This window comes from Cupriavidus sp. USMAA2-4, assembly GCF_001854305.1.
In the GTDB taxonomy this organism is placed as follows: domain Bacteria; phylum Pseudomonadota; class Gammaproteobacteria; order Burkholderiales; family Burkholderiaceae; genus Cupriavidus; species Cupriavidus malaysiensis.
Genome location: NZ_CP017750.1, coordinates 393,935 through 410,217, shown reverse-complemented (window position 1 = coordinate 410,217; position 16,283 = coordinate 393,935). Strand labels below are relative to the sequence as shown.

Annotated in this window: 16 protein-coding genes; 9 read left to right on the top strand and 7 right to left on the bottom strand. The window is 63.7% G+C overall.

Features of this window, described 5'->3' with window-relative positions:
* Position 1 precedes the first annotated feature (1 nt).
* The 7 genes from BKK79_RS39875 to BKK79_RS37910 are packed head-to-tail and all read right to left on the bottom strand — an operon-like array spanning position 2 to position 5,978.
* Positions 2-643: a TcpQ domain-containing protein gene (locus BKK79_RS39875; protein ID WP_083384855.1), complete on the bottom strand. Its 642-nt coding sequence runs from the start codon at positions 641-643 to the stop codon at positions 2-4.
* Positions 644-660: 17 nt separating this feature from the next.
* Entirely contained in the window at positions 661-1,083 is a 423-nt protein-coding gene (locus BKK79_RS37935; RefSeq protein WP_071040791.1) for a lytic transglycosylase domain-containing protein, read from the bottom strand.
* The gene (locus BKK79_RS37930; RefSeq protein WP_071040790.1) at positions 1,083-2,357 is read right to left on the bottom strand and encodes a pilus assembly protein PilL; all 1,275 of its coding nucleotides are present in this window, start codon (positions 2,355-2,357) and stop codon (positions 1,083-1,085) included. The genes BKK79_RS37935 and BKK79_RS37930 overlap by 1 nt, the downstream gene beginning before the upstream one ends.
* The gene (locus BKK79_RS37925) at positions 2,354-3,166 is read right to left on the bottom strand and encodes a transglycosylase SLT domain-containing protein (RefSeq protein WP_071040789.1); all 813 of its coding nucleotides are present in this window, start codon (positions 3,164-3,166) and stop codon (positions 2,354-2,356) included. The genes BKK79_RS37930 and BKK79_RS37925 overlap by 4 nt, the downstream gene beginning before the upstream one ends.
* On the bottom strand, positions 3,156-4,358 hold the full coding sequence (locus BKK79_RS37920) for a TrbI/VirB10 family protein (protein ID WP_071040788.1): 1,203 nt from the start codon (positions 4,356-4,358) through the stop codon (positions 3,156-3,158). The genes BKK79_RS37925 and BKK79_RS37920 overlap by 11 nt, the downstream gene beginning before the upstream one ends.
* A gap of 12 nt (positions 4,359-4,370) precedes the next feature.
* Positions 4,371-5,267: a TrbG/VirB9 family P-type conjugative transfer protein gene (locus BKK79_RS37915; protein ID WP_071040787.1), complete on the bottom strand. Its 897-nt coding sequence runs from the start codon at positions 5,265-5,267 to the stop codon at positions 4,371-4,373.
* Between the two features lie 3 nt (positions 5,268-5,270).
* Positions 5,271-5,978, bottom strand: coding sequence for a type IV secretion system protein (locus BKK79_RS37910; protein ID WP_071023109.1), 708 nt, complete (start codon positions 5,976-5,978; stop codon positions 5,271-5,273).
* A 410-nt stretch (positions 5,979-6,388) separates the two neighbouring features.
* Between BKK79_RS37910 and BKK79_RS37905 the strand changes: the two genes are divergently transcribed.
* Genes BKK79_RS37905 through BKK79_RS37865 form a run of 9 tightly spaced genes read left to right on the top strand, consistent with a single transcriptional unit; the run spans position 6,389 to position 16,110 of the window.
* Positions 6,389-7,441, top strand: coding sequence for a CpaF family protein (locus BKK79_RS37905; RefSeq protein ID WP_071040786.1), 1,053 nt, complete (start codon positions 6,389-6,391; stop codon positions 7,439-7,441).
* A 17-nt stretch (positions 7,442-7,458) separates the two neighbouring features.
* Positions 7,459-7,812: a hypothetical protein gene (locus BKK79_RS37900; RefSeq protein WP_071023114.1), complete on the top strand. Its 354-nt coding sequence runs from the start codon at positions 7,459-7,461 to the stop codon at positions 7,810-7,812.
* A gap of 5 nt (positions 7,813-7,817) precedes the next feature.
* Positions 7,818-8,147: a conjugal transfer protein gene (locus BKK79_RS37895; protein ID WP_071023117.1), complete on the top strand. Its 330-nt coding sequence runs from the start codon at positions 7,818-7,820 to the stop codon at positions 8,145-8,147.
* A complete protein-coding gene (locus BKK79_RS37890; RefSeq protein WP_071023120.1) occupies positions 8,141-10,591 on the top strand; it encodes a VirB4 family type IV secretion system protein in 2,451 nt (816 codons plus the stop codon). The genes BKK79_RS37895 and BKK79_RS37890 overlap by 7 nt, the downstream gene beginning before the upstream one ends.
* A 45-nt stretch (positions 10,592-10,636) precedes the next feature.
* The gene (locus BKK79_RS37885) at positions 10,637-11,389 is read left to right on the top strand and encodes a conjugal transfer protein TrbJ (RefSeq protein WP_071040785.1); all 753 of its coding nucleotides are present in this window, start codon (positions 10,637-10,639) and stop codon (positions 11,387-11,389) included.
* 12 nt (positions 11,390-11,401) lie between these two features.
* Entirely contained in the window at positions 11,402-12,451 is a 1,050-nt protein-coding gene (locus BKK79_RS37880; RefSeq protein WP_083384857.1) for a type IV secretion system protein, read from the top strand.
* Positions 12,448-13,731 carry a TraI domain-containing protein gene (locus BKK79_RS37875; protein ID WP_232346506.1) on the top strand — a complete coding sequence of 428 codons (1,284 nt, stop codon included), beginning with the start codon at positions 12,448-12,450 and terminating at the stop codon, positions 13,729-13,731. Before BKK79_RS37880 ends, BKK79_RS37875 begins: the two co-directional genes overlap by 4 nt.
* Positions 13,732-13,734: 3 nt before the next feature.
* On the top strand, positions 13,735-15,591 hold the full coding sequence (gene traD, locus BKK79_RS37870) for a conjugative transfer system coupling protein TraD (protein WP_071040784.1): 1,857 nt from the start codon (positions 13,735-13,737) through the stop codon (positions 15,589-15,591).
* A gap of 6 nt (positions 15,592-15,597) precedes the next feature.
* A complete protein-coding gene (locus BKK79_RS37865) occupies positions 15,598-16,110 on the top strand; it encodes a hypothetical protein (RefSeq protein WP_071040783.1) in 513 nt (170 codons plus the stop codon).
* The last annotated feature ends 173 nt before the right edge of the window (positions 16,111-16,283 follow it).

The following is a 16,283-nucleotide window of genomic DNA, read 5'->3' as shown; positions in this document are numbered from 1 at the left end:
CTTATTGCGAGATATCGCACTTGGTCGTGACCTTCACAACCCGCACGACACGATTCGAGTAAAAGCAGGGCTTCAGGACGTAGTCGGTCAACTCGGTCGCCGACAGCGCGTAGCGCACGGCCGCCTTGAAGTCGCCATGCGCGGTATCGACCGCTTCGACGGGCACATCCTTCTCCAGCTCCCACGCGGAGGCTTGCCACCCGGCGCGGGCGGCCCAGATCTCGATCAACCGGCGGTAGTTGCCGTCGCTTGGGCTGATCGCCCAGTCTTGGATGTCCGCTGTCGGAGACGGCGTGCCGACTACCGGACCCAGGGAGGCGACGGCCGCGCTCGGCAGCACGGTTGGCGCAAGATCGGCCGGCGCGGGTGCCGCTTGCGCCGCCGGCGCGACCGGCGCTGTCGCCATGACCGGAGCAGAAACGGACTGCGCAGACACGACCTGCGTCCCGGCTGTGCGCGGCCTGCCGTTCGCTGACAGCAGCTGCCAGCCATCGCCGGCCAGTGGCTTAGTCGGCTCGAAGCCACCAAAACTGTCGGGCCCGAAGGGCGCCGGACCGGCTGTCGCACGGGCCCCTGCCGCGACACCGAGAAGCAGCACAGCCAAGGGGAAGAAGATGTAGGTACGACTATTCTTGCAGCGCATAAAAATGACCTCTCAGTTCAACGCGATATGCTTTGGAGCGTGTCGTAGATGTGGCGCGCGTATTCCATCCGCTTGACGTCGGAGCGCGCGTTATAGGCACCGACCGCTGTCCAGGTCGCCCCGTGTCGGTCGATGTTGTCGCGCAGGATCCACGCGCCCACGTAGGCGCTCACACAAGCGTCAAAGAGCATCGCCCGGGAGATCCCCCATCGGGCCAGCTGAGGCAGATGGCTCGAATTGATCTGCATGAGCCCGATGTCCTCGCTGCCATCCTTGTTCCGATGTACGGCGGTGGGATTCATGCGTGATTCCCACTGCGCGACGCCGCGCAGCAGCAGCGGGCTGACACCGTGGAACTTCGCAGCGTCGTCGAGGCAGTCCGCTCGGGCAGCGGCCGAAACGAGGACAGCGGCCGCCAACACGATCCCATGCCCCCACATCAATTCGCGCTCCCATGACGCTCGTAGAAGCGCACCTCGGGCGAGCGCTCGACGTTCAACACGCTGCCGTCGGCAATCACCGTCAGGCGAGCCGCAATGCCGTTGAACTTGTAGAAGCGATCCTTGAGTTCGCCGCTCCCTTCGCGCTGCTCGTTGAAGACCGAGACGTTCGCCAACGAATGGCGGAAGCTCAGATACGTGGCGTTGTCTTTCTCGAACACCCGTTCCAGGCCCGCCTCATTGTTCGCCGGGAAGGCGTAGTGGATGCCGGGCACGCGTGCCACCTCGACTGCCTTGCCGCCGCTGGTCACGGTGAAGCGATCGACGGTCGGGAACGACAGGATGTGATCGACCTCGCGCCACTCGGTGTTGAGCCGCTTCCCGGCACTGTCCTTCACTGCCAGGTCATCGGGCTTCGCCCCGAAACGAATCTCGATCCGCCCGGCCTTGTTGTCCCGAATGCCCACGGCGTCGAAGGCTCCGGCGAGGAGCGAATCGGGCTCGGCAGCGGGCGCCGGCGACGAGCCAGTGATAGCTGCCGAAATGGTCGGTGTGGCCACTGGCTGAGCGGCCTCCGCCCCCGTCGGCGCGAGCGCCGGTGCCGTGGCGCGACTGCCAGCGCTCCCACCGATGGCAAGGGACTTCGGCGCCGTCGCCCGCAATGCGATGTGCCGACGGTTGAAGTCGACCTCCGCATAGAGGCCCTTGTCCTCCAGCACCTGCCCCAGCGCCTGCAGCCAGTTCTCGCCGGCGGTCAGTCGCAGCGTGGAGCTTTCGGTCAGCGCGATCTCCTTCTGCGCGGATCCCGTCCAGCCGGCCGGCGCGATCGAGCGAACCAGCTGCGCGAGCGGTAGCGTGGAGGTGCCAGCGCGCACGACCGCCAGGTTCCCGTGGCTCCCGACAAGTGCGATCCGCCCGGTAAAGCCCTGGAATCCGCTGGGCAGATCACCACTTGGGTTGGCGGGCTCTGCCGTGAAGGTGGTCGCCCGCTTCCAGCGCGCTGTGACCGCTTGCCCGTTGACCGTGTAGTGCACGACATCCGGCACGCCGGCGATCACGATGTATGGACCGCTCTCCTGGCCCCCCTCGGCTTCCACACGCTGTCCGAACCGCGGTTGGATATAGGTGCTGGCCCCGTCGTTGAAGACCATCGCCGGGCGATCGGCGGCCCGGGCGACCACCAAATAGTCGAAGTCCAGTGGGTCGGTCTCCGCAGCCACGGCCGGCCCGGCGGCCAGCAGCACGGCGGCTGCAAGTAGCAATCGGTTGCTCATAGGGATGATTGCGCTTCGAAGCGTTTCAGATGATTCAGGAAGCGCGCAAGATACGGCCCGCCGCGGCTAGGGTTGGCGCTGTGGTACCAGGCGACGGCTTGCATCGACGAGCCGCTCCGCTGCCGGTTGTCGAGCAGGATGGACTCGGCCGCCCGAATGTTCGTAGCGGGGGCGAGTGCATCCCAGGCCGAGCCAAAGCGCTTCCCATGAAAGCACCAGTTGACCTGCATGAGGCCCACATCGAAATCGCACCGCTTGGCAGAAAGCAGCGCCTGAATTGCGGCATAGGCGTCCTCGCGCGAGGCAAAGAAGAATCCCTGTCCCGCCACATTGAGCGTCCACGGCCAGGGCTGGCCACGATACGACGATTCGTTCATGGCGATGCTCGCCAGCACGGCCGGATCGACCCGCTCGCGCATTTGCGCGAAGGGCTCTACCTTCGACGCACAAGCCCAACCGCCACGGCGCTCCGCCATCGCGGCTTGCGCACCGTCATCCAAGGTCGGGGGCCGCAACCAGCCGGCCGACGCGAAGACGGCTCGCAGCGGCTGTTTGCGGCCGTCTACCTCAACCTGCGGGCCGCTCGCCCCGCCCAGCGTCACCGCCGTGCCAATCCAGCGCGCGGCCCAGCCGGCGAAGCGCTCCAGGCCGCAGTACAGGACTGGCTTTCCCTCCAGCGCCTGCAGTTGCAGGGTGCCATGCTCACGCACGACCAGGGCCGTGGGGCTGACGACGGCCTCGATGGACGCCGCGTACCCGGTGACGGCGAGCACGCCGAGCGCAAGAGGGAGAAGCTGCTTACTCAACATAAGGCTCCATCACAATGTCGTGCTTCACCTGCATCAGGAGTCGGTCCCCGGGCTTGGTGGTGATCGTCGGACGAATCGACTGGTTGCGATTCAGGATGGTCTGTGCCGTCTGGGTAGCCACCTGGCCGGCAGCATTTCCGTAGGTCGTCAGGCCGGTCGGACCCGGCGTGGTTGCAATCGACTGGTTGTTGAAGCGCTGTTCCAGCACCGCGATCACGAAAGCACCACCAAAGATCTTCAGCCAGTGGTTGTTGACGTTACCGCTGACGCCAGATTCGCCATTCGGGTCGGTACCCTGGCTGCCAAGCAGCGGAACCCAGTTCCCGTTCGGCAGCTGAAGGCGTGTGAACGCGACCAGCAGACGCTCCTGGCCGATGGCGATGTCGGGACTGTAGGTGCCAACGAGCACCGACCCCACCGGGACGGCCAGGCAAGTTCCCTTGATGGTGTCGTAGACGTTCTGCGACACCATGGCGCGGAATTCGCCCGGCTTATCCGAGTTGTTGCCACCGACGAACGTCGCCGGAATCACGAACCCCTTGCTCACGGTGCAGTCCGGAAGCTTCCCGACGATGCCCGTGCGCTGGAACGTGGTCGCTTCCGCCTCGCGCAGGAACTGCTTGTCGCTGGAAACCGCCGCCGCTTCCTGCACCGGCGTGCTGCGTGCGTTGGCGGCCGCCACGGCGGCCTCCTGCGCCGCCCGCAATTGAGTCGGATCCGGAATGCCGCTGAGCGCGGGACGTTGGGGCGCCTGGAGCTTTCCGCCTCCCCCCTTGGTCAGCGGTGCGGTGAAGAGGTTGTCCTCCTTGTTTTGCTCAGCCAGTTGCGGCGTCGTGGCAGCCCCGGCCGGCGAGAAGTCCTTGGCCGTCATCACGGGACTCTTTGCCGGCTCCGCCGGCACCGCGGAAGCCTGCTGTCGCGCCGCTTCAGCGCGCGCGGCTTCCTGCTGCTCGCGGATGGTCCGCGCTAGCGTCCTGGCGTTGTCCGGGGCGGACGTGCGGGCCTTGAGCTCTTCCGCCTTCCTCTGCTCCGCCTGTTCCTTCATCTCCAGCTGGGTGCGGCTTTGGTAGTAGTAGCCCAGCCCCGCAATCAGGAACGCGGCGACCCCGCCCAGGATATAGACGATATTGCGCGGCAGCTTCCCCTTGAAGAAGCGCGACTGCGCGTCAGTGACGTCCTCGACATTCCGCACGTGGCCGCCCTTTCAGAAGAGTCCGCCGAAGATGCCGCCCTTGCCGCGACGCACCAGCACTTCGGTATCGCCGGATCGCAGGGCAACCTCGTCCGCGAGGCGCTGCAGCACCAGGTAGCCCCCGCGACGAATGAAGTTCGCCACGACATAGTCGCTGCCATCCTTGATCAGAGCGACCGGCCACTCGCTGGCCCCGCTCGGCATACGCATCCAGAGGAACTTGCCATCGTCGAAGACCGCTTCGGGCTTGAACTCGGCGTTGCCCGACACGCGGTAATCGAAGTTAAGCTTGTCCGGCGCCACACCCACGCGATCGCCACCAGGCCTGGCTGACTCGGCGCCGCCAGCCTCGACCGCACCCGGCCCCGCTGCTCGGGGCTTGATCTTGGCCAGCCCCGGATCTGGGAAGCGAAAACGCACCTTTTGGTAGTAGATTCCGCCCAGCGGCGACGACACCAGCGTGAACTCGTAGCTACGCTTATTCGTGGAGAGGGACAGGGTATTGACCAAGCCCGGCGCATGCGGCTTGAGATAGATGTGGTTCGCCCCGTCGTTGGTCATCTCCCAGCGGACGGTATCGCCCATGACGGGCTCCGTCACCAACTGCTCGTCGTCGCCAAGCTCGATGGTCGTGCCCTTCAACGGTGCGCACAACACCCGGAAGATCTGGTCGCGGCTGAACGTGAAGACGACCAGTCGGGAGTCACCGGGCATCGCTACCGGGTCTGCTCCCATATTGAACGGGTTCGCCGGATTCATCGCATCGGCCATATCCCCAAGCCCGAGGCGCGGCAGCGACGAGTCCGCCTTCGGTGACAGCTTGGCCGGCGCCGCTGCCGATACCGAGGCAACCGACGCAGCAAGCAGCGCACACACGAGTGTGCGGCGGGAGAGTTGAGGAACACGCATACGTTAGGCTGGAGACTTCTGAAGGGTGAAGAAGACGGGGTGCACGCCAAACGGGTTGTCGGATAGCACGGCGTCGTTGTCGGGCGGCTTGATCTCGTACCGGATCGTCATCGCGTAGCGCATCTTCACGGGCTTCATCCCTTCTTCCGTCGTGGTCGTGACAAACTCGACGGCGACCGTGTTGTCGGGCAGCAGTGCGATGTTGGTGAACTGCGCTTCCCGCGCGAGCGTCGGGCTGGCGGTGATCGCCTTGAACGGTGCGTCCTCGTCGAACCACTTCTCGAACTGATCGCGCGCAGCGCCCACCATCTGCTTCTTGGCAGACGAGACGTTCTTGTACAGCCGCGACTCCTCGACATGCGTGGTCAGCACCGGCTCGATGGTGAACATCCGTTTGACCAACTCCTTGACCGCCACCCCGATCTCAAGGGCCTTCGGCTCATAGGCCTGGAGTTCACGCACCACTGGCTTGCCCTGCGCATCCGCGGAGACGCCGTAGGCGCGAATCTGCGGCGGCGGTGGCTCGCGCGTGATGACGGCGGCGAGTGCGACCACGCCGGCAATCAATGTCGCCAGCTTCCAGTGGTTCTTCTCGACCGTGATCCGCGCGCCGCGATCAAAGATCAGCTGCGCTGGGTCCTCACCGGCGTACATGCCTGGCAAGGGCGAAAGCGCTTTCTGCTGATCGGTTTTGCGTTGGAATAGCCGCATGAGGGCACCTGAATTTGATACCCACAATTGGAACAGCAAAAGGCGGGAGCGCATCCCTCGAAAGCTCACGAGTTTCGTGAGCCTTTCGGGTGCTCCCCCCTGTTTCTCGACATTTCTCGCTCGACCCCACCCAACGTTCCGCGCGCGGACGCAGTGCTGGCCGCCGACGTTCGCAGTGAGTAGCTCGGCGGTAAGGCCAGGCACCGAAGCGACCGACGAGAGGGCTGCGAGAAACGGGCGCGAGGCAGGAGAGAGGCTAGGGAGCGGCCAGGGAGCGGTCGGCGAGACGCCGGCAAGGGACCGTTCAGCATTCAGCGTTCAGCATGTTGGACGCTGAAGCGCGGAAAGCTACCCAAAACTCGTGAGCTTTCGAGAGTTAGGACCGCCGCAATATCCCTAACAATAAGGGCATGTCCGAACATGCCCCAGACAACCTGTTTCTGCAGGTCAGCCAACTTGAATCGAGCGCGGTATCGATGTTCTTCGAGTCGCTGGCCCCGCTGCGCGCCTACCTGGATGCGCCGGAGGTGGCCGAGGTCATGGTCAACCACGCGCATAGCATCTGGGTCGAGCGTCACGGACAGCTTGTCCAGATCGACCTCCAGCTGAATCCGACGATGCTGGAGGGCGCGATCCGCGCGTTGGCCTCCTCCGTCGATAAATCCGCCGTCCGGGGTACCCAACAAGGCATCATCAACGCCGGCTACCAGGGACTGCGAATTGCCGCCGTGATGCGTCCCACGGCCATCGACGGTCATGCCTTGAGCATCCGCCGCCATCGCGAAAAGAACCTCACCCTCGACGACTACGTGGCCATGGGCGCCTTCTCGGCCCGCGTGGCCCGCAACCCGGCGGAGGATCGCCCGATCTTCTCCGGGCCCGTGGAAGACGAGGCCTTGCGCGATGCCTTGACTGAGATGGTTCAGCAGCGCAAGAACGTGCTGGTGGCCGGCGGCACGTCCTCCGGCAAGACCACGTTCTTGAACTCGCTGGTCGGCCGTATCCCCGACAGCGAGCGTGTCATCTCCATCGAGGACACGATGGAACTGAAGCTGTCGGTCCTGAACAAGGTACGGCTGCTCTCGAATCCGGACACGCAGGTCACGACTCAGCAGTTGGTCGCCCTCTGCCTGCGATTCCGGCCCGACCGCATCCTGGTCGGCGAAGTCCGCGGCGGCGAGGCCTTCGACTTTCTACAAGCACTGAACACGGGCCACGACGGCGGCATGGGTTCCTTGCACGCCAACAGTGCGCGCTCGGCGCTCTCCCGACTGGAAAGCCTCGCCATGCTCGGTATCCCGTTGGGCTCCCGCTGGGAACTCGACGATATGCGCAAGCTCATCGCCGAGTGCTTCCACTACGTCATCCATCTTCGCCGTTCCGGCGAGATGCGTCATGTCTCCGAAGTCCTGGAGATCCAAGGCTTCAAGGACGGCGACTACGTCACCCGTCGCGTCTTCTAACCACCGGAGTCATCCTCATGCGTCACCCACTTCCCCCCATCCTGGCCAAGCAGGCGCGCCGCGCGCGGCGCAATGCCCTGCTCGCTGCAGCGCTCGCGAGCATTGGCGGTATCTCCAACGCCTACGCGGTACCAGACCTGTCGATGCTGGGCCAATTGCCCCTGTTCTTCTGCACGGTCGCCGGCTTCTTCAACACGACGTTCCTGTTCTGCGCGGGACTGATCATCATCGTGATCAGCAGCATCGCCATTGCCTCGTCCGAGTCGACGATCATGAAGTTCCTGTCAGGCGCCGGCATTGGTATCGGCCTGGCGGCCGTCGGCGTGCCGATGCTCCAGAAATGGGGCATCGTTCCGGCCTGCAACTGGTAAGCGCCATGCGGTCCCATCACGTCAGCCGCTCCCTCTCGCTGCCCCGCATGATGGGCGGGGCAGTTCGCGGCTACGCGCTAGCGAACGGCACCATCACGGCCCTGCTCTGCTACGCGACGCACGACGGTGGCTGGCAGATCTTCTGCGGCTTCCTCCTGTTGGGGATGGGCTTCCACGCGCTGCTGCGCTGGTTGACCAACAAGGACCCGTGGTGGAACCAACTGCTGACGGTCTACAACCACTACGGGGATCTGTACGAGTCCATGCCCTGGCACGGGCGTCTGCATGCCCGATTCCGCCGCCCCTACGGTTTCGATAGCGACCTGCCATGCTGAAGCGCCGCCCCCTGCAGGAGATTGTGCCCTGGTTGACGCCGGTCACCCCTGGCCTCGTCCTCGACAAAGACGGATCGCTTCTGGCGAACTTCGACTTCTCCGGAGTCGATGCCGACAGCGCGAACACGAACGACATCACATCCGCCCGCGACCAACTCGACCAGGCATGCCGCAGCCTGGACGGCCGAATCACGGCGTGGTGGCGTGTGCGGCACCGCCGCACGATCGGCTACATCGGGGGCGACTTCGATTCCCCCTCCGACGCTCGCTTGGACGCGCTCAACCGCGCCAACTCCACAACCGGGAAGTTCTTTCGGAATACCCACTCGCTTTCGCTCTCCTATACGCCGGAGAGTGGCATCAACAAGATCTTCGACAAAGTCTCGTACCACATGATGGTGGGTGGCAAGAACATCGGCCAGGCCATCTGGGAGACGCTCAAGGACACCCTACTGGCCCGCAGTGCCTTCGTGTTTGATCTCGAGAAGACCAACTCCGACATCAAGCGATTTGAGGGAATGCTGGATGCCTTCACGGGCGGGGTCACCCGCATCGGCCTGCGCCGCCTCACCATGCAAGACGGCTTCGCGGCGCTCCATCAAACCGCGAACCCTTCCGTTCCTCCGCGGCGCATTCGCTTCCCGATGACCCTGCTCGATTCGCACCTGACCGAATCGGAGGTGAGCGTCGGCGCGGAGCAACTCCTATTCGAGTCCGCCCACGGCAAGCGGTACGCGGCCATTGTGGCCGTCAAGGAGTGGCTCGGCTTTCAGGAAGCCGCGCTGGACTCGTTGCTGCAGCTCGACGCGGAACTCGACGTCTGCGTGTTGTACCGGTTCCTCGGCAATGCGGACGCGGCCAAGTACATCGAGAAGATCCGTCGCTTCTTCAAGATGGCCAGCTTCAACCTGTGGGCGATCATTCGCACCTACGTATCCCAGCAGGAACAGGAGCCCGACGAAGGCCGGCAGCAACTGGCCGACGAGGCGGGCGAAGCACTCAAGCGCTTGACAGCAACCGGCCAGCAGCACGGCTTTGCCAATATCTCGATCATCGTCTATGGCGCCACCGAAACCGAGTGCGCGGATGCCGTCAGCGAGGTCGTCGGCGCCATGACCAACGCGGGGTTCGGCACCATCGTCGAGAAGGCGAACCTGATGGCCGCATGGAACAGCACCATGCCCGGTCGGTGGGACAAACAGCGCCGCCTGCAGTTCGTCGAAACGCCGGCGGTCTCGGATATCGCTCCGCTGCGCTCGGTCCTGGAGGGACCGACCCACAATGCATGGCTCACCGACAAGTCCGGGGTACTCACGCCCCCGCTGACCTGTCTGCCAACTCGCCACCGGACCCTGCAACGCGTCGACATGCACGAGCCCGGTGGCAACGGGCATGTGCTGATCCTCGGTCCCATCGGCGCCGGGAAATCGGTGTTCCTGAACTTCCTGGTCTCTCAGGCCGGGCGCCATCACCCGCGCCGTATCCGCTTCGACAAGGACCGGTCGACACGCATCACTACGGTCTTGGGCGGCGGCACGTTCATCGACATCACGGGCAAGTTCCAAGCCGCGACTCGCTGCAACCCGCTGTCGCTCCTTGGCGACTCGGGCAGTCATACCTACCTGACGGATTGGCTGATCCTGGCGCTCGAAGACGAAGGCTTCCGGGCCTCCCCCGCGCAGCGCACAGGCCTGTTTGAGGCGGTGCAGATACTCGCGGGCTATCCCCGCGAGCGGTGGACGCTCGGCAACCTGATCACGCTCTTGCACGCGGAACTCCGCGAGCGCCTGCAGATTTGGACCGCCGGCGGCCAGTACGGCCACTTCTTTGATCACGTCGACGATGCCTTCGAGGTCAGCGACGACCTTTCCATAGAGATGGGCGACCTGTTTCTGCACTACCCGCGCGTCGCTGCGCTTTTCATGGATTATGCGTTCTACCGCATCAGCAAGGCGATGGACGGCGTGCGCTTCACGATCATCGAGGTGGAGGAAGCCGGCTTCTTCTTCCAGAACGAGCGGTTCTACGCGCGCCTGGAGATGTGGATCACCACTATCCGCAAGCTCAACGGCGTCATCTGGATGGCCACCCAATCGCTGCGGCAAGTCGCACGCGTCAAGAACTTCGAGATTTTGAAGGACAACATCGCCAACCTGATCTACCTGCCGAACAACCAGGCGGCGACGAGCAAGGATCTCTACTGCGACGTGTTCGGCCTGACTGAAGACCAGGTGCAAATGGTCAACGATGCCGTCCCGAATCGCGACTACCTGTGGATCACCAAAGCGCAGACCCGCATGCTGCAGACGAACTTCACGCCGGAAATGGTCGCGTCGCTTCGGTCCGACGGTTACGCACAAGCAGTTCTCGATCGTCACTTCGCCTCGGGCGAGCCTGACTGGCAGGACCGCTACGTCCGCGAGATCCTCGCGCGCGCGGCATAGCTGCGTGCTGCCCTGCACCCCCGCCCATCGCTGGAGACTCCAGAAATGACTCGCTTTCCCCGATTCGTGCCGGCCCTCGCCGGTCTTGCCCTCGCCGTCCCCATGCTCGCGCATGCCAGCGGGTGGCCCGTTTTCGACGCTGCCAACTTCCTGAAGAACACCATCACCGCCGAGCAAGCCGTCAAGACCGAGGCCTACCAGAACAGCAACATCATTTACCAGTACCAGATGCTGGCGAACCAACTGAAGCAAGCCACCGGCCTCGACCCGGTCACGCTGATCCAGCAGCTCAGTTCGGTGCAGTCGGACATCAAGAAGCAGCAGAACTATGGTCAGGCACTGGATCAACTGTACGGCAGCCTGAGCCAGAACGTCGACTTCCTCCAGCAGGTCAATGGCCTGATTGCGCAGTCCGGCAAAACGCCATCGCAATGGTTCGCGGACCAGCGCACCCTGCTCAACAACGGCGACCAGACTGCGAAGCGGCTGTTCAGCCTAGGCACGGATATCGTCAAAGCCAATCAGGCCAACGCCCAGCGTCGTCAGCAAATCCAGCAAGACATGCAGGGCAACCCGACCGCCCAAGCCACCGCGCAGACCACCAACCGCCTGCTCGATCTGGTAGCCGGGCAGAACTCGGACATGCTGCAACTGATCGGCGCGAAACTGCAATCGGATGCGATCAAAGACCAGAAGGCCAACGCTGCGGCGACGGCGGGCAACGACGCCGCGCAGCAGCTCCAAAACGACCGGGACACCCAGCGCCAAAAGCTGCTGGATCTGACCAACGTCCAGTAAGGGAACTCCATCATGTCCCGTGTCGCTTTGGCGCTTCTGGCTTCGCTCTTATCGCTGCTTCTCGTCGTCACCTCTGCCGATGCTCTCGCACAAAGCGCTTCCGCATCGGCTGCCGACGCCAGCTCCACCGCACCAACAGCGATCGGGAAAGCTGGTGACGCGGGCAAGGCCCTCAGCGGCTTCAGCAATCTAATGACGGAACTTCGCGGCAAGCTGATTCCATCAGCAACCCAGTTGAGCAAGACGCTGTCCTCGGACGCCAACAAGTTCGCCTACGCCCTGGCGGTCATCACGATCATCCGCGCGTGCCTGGCTTTCTCCGGCTCCCATCACCCGATCTCGGCTTGGACCACGCTGCTCGAGGAATTCATGATGCTTGGCATTTTCATTGCCCTGTATCTTGGGTACACCGACGCGGTCACGGGCCTTTGGAATTGGTTCCAGCAAGTTGGCACGCAAGTCAACGGTGGCACACCCGTGTATGCCACGCCGCAATCCATGTTCAACTTGGGTAGCAAACTGTGGGACGCCTGGGCTCGCGCGCTAGGCGACGCTTCCGGCTTGTCAAAGATCGCCGCCTTTATCAGTGCTCTGCCCCTTGGGGTCGCCTTCCTGTTGCTGTACGTCGCCACGATCATCTATATCTTCTACGTCAATCTAGGGGACCTCCAAGTTGCCATTGGGATCGTCGTCGGGCAGATCGCCGTGGCACTTGGCTTTGCCAGCTTCACCCGGAAGTACTTCTTCTCCTGGCTGCATTACATGATCACCGGATGCATGTACATCGTGGTGGCGGGGATCATCTCGAATCTGGTGCTTGGCGTCATCCAACCCAAGGCGGACGGCGTCAACGGCATCGGCACGGATACCCTTTACGCGGCCTGCTACGCGATGTGTATGGCGCTCTACCTGTGTTTCGTCGCCATGCAGATCCCTTCGATCGCCGGAAGTATCTTCGGCACTGGCGGTGGCGTTGACGGCGGCGGTGGTCTGAGCGTTATCGGGAAAAGTGGCGGCCTTGCCGGCAAGGCACTCAAGAAGTTCATGGGCAACAAGTCATGACGGTCTTCATGCACGACAGCCACCCTTCGGCCTCGGCCGACGCGATGCTCGCCCAGCATGCGGGTCGCCTGGATCTGATCCGGCAATATGCCAATGAGGCCGACGCGACTGACTTTGAGCGCAAGTGGCAATCGGTGCTCAGGGGCTGCGCGCAGTGGTTCTCGACGATGCCGCTGCGGCCTGACGAACACGCGGAGTCGGGCGGAGCGTTCCGGGCATCGGTGGAAACCGCGTACTATGCGATGCGGCTGTCCGGCGGCCAGAAATTCGCCGCAAACGAGTCCTCCGAGCGACGCCGTCTGCTGGAGCCGCAGTATCTCTATGCGCTCTTCTTGGCGGCATGTTGCACTTGGCTGGATGAGCCGTGTCGGCATTTCCATTTCCACCGGGAACCGGACGGCGAAGCATGGAACCCTGCCGCACACGGTGCCTTCAACGTGTGGCTTGGCGACACCACCTACCGTGTCATCCGACGTGAGGCTTCCGCGCCGGTGCAGCGGATGCGCACGGCCCTGCTCGCCCACGCCATTCTCGGCAATGATCGTCTAGGCTGGCTGGACCCCATCGTCCAAAACGATCTCTTCGGCGCTATCCAGCCCGAAGGCCGGCCGATCGGCAACGAATCGTTGCTGCACAGGCTCGTCCGCCAAGCAGTGGAAGTCACGGGCGACTTCGAGCGCAAAGCACGCCGGGCAGCGTTTGCCCTGGACACCACGCCCGCACCGCCGGCCAGCCAGGTGGAGGCGACCGCCACCAGCGAAGTCGCGCGCCGCGAGGCCCCCGCCCCTGCGCCAGCAGCTACGGCGAAGCCACCGACCTCGGAACTGCCGGCCGCACCTAACGCAGCTGCTGGCCTGACCGCCATGTTCGCGGCGACGGAACCGCGCCAGGACACTGGCAACGGGGCAACTGCGGAGGCACCGGCTCCGGCGCCCTCGCCTAAGGCGAATGTAACCCCGTCGGTACCGCTGGACACCCTTCGCTCGCCCCGACGGGAGGCTCCCGATCGCGCCGCCGACCCGTTTGCCGAAGTGCTGAGCGGCGCGTCCAACCTGATGCGCGACTTCTTCCGAGCGCTAACTCAGGACGTCGCGGCAGGCAAGGTGCAGGTGGCCTGGGGCGACCGGGGCCTGACGCTTTCCAAGCGCAGCCTGGCCAGCTACGGCATCACCAGCGAGACCCTGATCGAGCATTTGCGCAAGCTGAATCTCCTCGCCAGCGTGCAGGGTAGTGAGATCGTGCTTGTCGAACGCGTCGGCGGACTCGTGAGCCCGCGCTAAGCCATGGCTGCCTACACGAATCACTTCCGGCCCCTGTTCGAGGCCCGCGCCGTGGCAGGCTGGCTGCTGGCCTGCGTCGTCCTTCCGCTGTCGGGAATGCCGCACGGCGGCTACCTCGCGCTGGTCTGCCTTCTGATGCTGGCGGTGCGGGGTACACAGGTATGGGCTGCTCTGCGCTTTCGCATGGGGATCTCGACGAAATGGCTCACGAAGATCCGCATCGAGGTGCTCCTGCGCACAAGCGCTGCGCTACGCGCGCAGCAGGACGCCATGTTCCTCGGCACCGGCTTTGAGTGGACGCAGAAGCACTGCCAAATCGCCCACGACATCATGCGCATGCCGAGCTCCGACATTCCGGGGATACCGGATTGGGTTCCGGCAAGCGCCGCGAAGCGGATCGAGTCGTTCTTCGCACCAGCAAACAGCTTTCCCGATCCGGCGCCGCAGGGCAAGGCCTGGATTCAAGGCATGGAGCCAATCAAGGTGTCGGTGCCGCTGCATTACAAGGCGCTCGGTGGCCATACAGCCATTGCGGGCACAACCGGCGCGGGGAAGACTCGCACTTATGAGGTGATCGCCACTCAGGTGATCCACAACCCCAATGATGTGCTCATCATCATTGATCCGAAGAACGATGCCGAGTTCAAGGAGCGCACCAGGAAGGAATGTGAGCGCACGGGACGCAAGTTCCTGTACTGGAAGCAGGCCACGCCATCACAGTCAATTCGGCTCAATCCCCTGGAGAACTGGTCACAGCCGTCCGAGATCGCGAGCCGTATTGCGCAGCTGATGGAGGAGGGTCCCTTCCGCGACTTTGCCTTCCTGTTCATCGATCGCGCCGTCAAGGGCGAACTCTATGTCGGGGACAAGCCGAATCTCCGCTCGATCCTGCGCTATGCCCAGGGCGGCATCAACGAGCTGCTCGATCGCGCGTTGCGCAGCTTCTTTCCCGAGGCAGGCTTGGCGGACTGGGAGGATGAAGCCACCCCAATGATGCAGAAGGTTGGTCAAAAGGCAGGAGGCACGTTGCTCGACGCGATGGTCTGCCTCTACATGGACCGCTTTGCCAACAAGGGCCGCGGCCACGAGACGATTGACGGACTGGTGTCGACGTTCCACCACGATCGCGACCACTACGGGCGCATCATCGCCTCGGCGCTGCCGTTGCTCCAGATGCTGGCCACCGGCGAGACCGGCCTGATGTTGGCGCCGAAGGCCGATGACTTCAGCGACGACCGGGAGATCTGGGACATCCAGAAGGTGATCCGCCAGAAGGCCGTGCTGTACATCGGCCTCGACTCTCTGTCGAACAGCATCGTCGCCAAGGCCATTGCCTCGATGCTGACCGCAGACGTCGCCGCGGTCGCCGGCGCGATCTACAACTTCTATGACAAGCCGCCCGAGGTAGTCCTGATGATCGACGAGATCGCGGAATGCCTGACGGAAAACACTCTGCAACTGCTCAACAAGTCCCGTGGCGCCGGTTTCAAGGTCTTCGCCGCGTTCCAGAGCCGTTCGGACTTGGAAGCGAAGCTGGGCAGCGCCGCCAAGATGCTCCAGGTGCTTGGCAACATGAATAACCAGATCGTGCTGCGCCTGGAGGATACCGACACCGCGGAGTGGTTCTCCAAGAAAGTCGGCGAGACGGCCATCCGCAACCTGGTTACCACCAGCAGTGCGGCAACGGCATCGGAGGCGCACATCGGCGAGTTTTCCGGCTCGGTGTCGCGCTCGGCCCAGTTGGAGAAGGTCCCTCTCATCCCAGTCCAACTGATCACCGGCTTGCCGAACCTGCAGTACTTCATGCGCATCTCGGGCGGCGCCGTCTATCAGGGCCGCATTCCCATCATCGAAGGTTGAGTCTCAATGCCCATTAGTCTGTTCCGACAACTCGTCAAGGAGTACAAGCTGTCCCCCAAGCTGGCGCCCATGTTCGGCGCCTATCCGGAGCTGAGCGACGTCTGCACGCAGATCGTGGACTTCACCGGCGTGAACTTCCGCATCCGCGTGGAGCCGCTGGCCAAGGAAATGCTAGTCGACGCGATCGCAGGCTATCGCGCGGCACGTAAGGCGAATCGCCCGCCCAACATTGCATTTCTCCAGGGCTTGCTGGCTCGCTCGCACGAGCTTTACGCAAGCCGTTACGCCGCCTTCAAAGGGGAGAAGTACGAGGTCTGGGCGCCGTTCTTGGAGTCCATCCCCGCGTTTGAGGAGCGACAGAAGCCTGGCTATGTCTGCCGCAATGTCGCCGAGGCCTGCCCTGATGTTGTTTCCCAGCGCAGCGTGGCGTTCCAGCTTGCCGCACGCGTCATGAATGGACACACCTTCCACCTCTATTTCGAGGACTACCATGTCGCCGACCACTTCGCTGATTGCTAGGCTATCCGGCGTGACACTTGAGACGGCAGCCGCCGTCCGCGCGGCCGTGTTAGCGGAACTGCGAGACGAGTCGCCGGCGCCAGCCGAGTTTGCCGCCGGCCGTCCGGCGCTTTGCTATGCCCTCTTCAGCCTCGCGTTCTCGCGGCCTGGGCTGTTCTGGGGCGCTGGACTGG

What these genes read in the sequence shown, in the direction of transcription:
- BKK79_RS39875 (WP_083384855.1), bottom strand. Translation starts at nt 643, where the DNA reads ATGCGCTGCAAGAATAGTCGTACCTACATCTTCTTCCCCTTGGCTGTG.
- BKK79_RS37935 (WP_071040791.1), bottom strand. Translation starts at nt 1,083, where the DNA reads ATGTGGGGGCATGGGATCGTGTTGGCGGCCGCTGTCCTCGTTTCGGCC.
- BKK79_RS37930 (WP_071040790.1), bottom strand. Translation starts at nt 2,357, where the DNA reads ATGAGCAACCGATTGCTACTTGCAGCCGCCGTGCTGCTGGCCGCCGGG.
- BKK79_RS37925 (WP_071040789.1), bottom strand. Translation starts at nt 3,166, where the DNA reads ATGTTGAGTAAGCAGCTTCTCCCTCTTGCGCTCGGCGTGCTCGCCGTC.
- BKK79_RS37915 (WP_071040787.1), bottom strand. Translation starts at nt 5,267, where the DNA reads ATGCGTGTTCCTCAACTCTCCCGCCGCACACTCGTGTGTGCGCTGCTT.
- BKK79_RS37910 (WP_071023109.1), bottom strand. Translation starts at nt 5,978, where the DNA reads ATGCGGCTATTCCAACGCAAAACCGATCAGCAGAAAGCGCTTTCGCCC.
- BKK79_RS37905 (WP_071040786.1), top strand. Translation starts at nt 6,389, where the DNA reads ATGTCCGAACATGCCCCAGACAACCTGTTTCTGCAGGTCAGCCAACTT.
- BKK79_RS37900 (WP_071023114.1), top strand. Translation starts at nt 7,459, where the DNA reads ATGCGTCACCCACTTCCCCCCATCCTGGCCAAGCAGGCGCGCCGCGCG.
- BKK79_RS37895 (WP_071023117.1), top strand. Translation starts at nt 7,818, where the DNA reads ATGCGGTCCCATCACGTCAGCCGCTCCCTCTCGCTGCCCCGCATGATG.
- BKK79_RS37890 (WP_071023120.1), top strand. Translation starts at nt 8,141, where the DNA reads ATGCTGAAGCGCCGCCCCCTGCAGGAGATTGTGCCCTGGTTGACGCCG.
- BKK79_RS37885 (WP_071040785.1), top strand. Translation starts at nt 10,637, where the DNA reads ATGACTCGCTTTCCCCGATTCGTGCCGGCCCTCGCCGGTCTTGCCCTC.
- BKK79_RS37880 (WP_083384857.1), top strand. Translation starts at nt 11,402, where the DNA reads ATGTCCCGTGTCGCTTTGGCGCTTCTGGCTTCGCTCTTATCGCTGCTT.
- BKK79_RS37875 (WP_232346506.1), top strand. Translation starts at nt 12,448, where the DNA reads ATGACGGTCTTCATGCACGACAGCCACCCTTCGGCCTCGGCCGACGCG.
- traD (WP_071040784.1), top strand. Translation starts at nt 13,735, where the DNA reads ATGGCTGCCTACACGAATCACTTCCGGCCCCTGTTCGAGGCCCGCGCC.
- BKK79_RS37865 (WP_071040783.1), top strand. Translation starts at nt 15,598, where the DNA reads ATGCCCATTAGTCTGTTCCGACAACTCGTCAAGGAGTACAAGCTGTCC.